At 45.3% G+C, this 265-nt stretch carries 1 pseudogene; it reads left to right on the forward strand.

Annotated elements, in window-relative coordinates:
- Nucleotides 1–265 (forward strand): annotated as a pseudogene (locus AAEY80_RS14605) (translational GTPase TypA); the annotation flags it as partial.

Genomic DNA, 265 nt, shown 5'->3' on the forward strand with positions numbered 1-265 from the left:
GTTGAAGTATACGAAGGTATGGTTATCGGTATTCATAACCGTGATAACGACCTTACAGTTAACGCCCTTAAAGGCAAGCAGTTAACTAACGTACGTGCATCTGGTACTGATGAAGCGCAAACGCTTTCTCCACACCTTAACTACTCACTTGAGCAAGCGCTTGAGTTCATCGATGATGACGAGCTAGTTGAAGTTACTCCACTAAACATTCGTATCCGTAAGCGCCACCTTACTGAAAACGAACGTAAACGTGCGGGTCGTGCAC

The organism is Psychrobacter sp. 78a-MNA-CIBAN-0178 (assembly GCF_040309625.1).
GTDB lineage: Bacteria > Pseudomonadota > Gammaproteobacteria > Pseudomonadales > Moraxellaceae > Psychrobacter > Psychrobacter okhotskensis.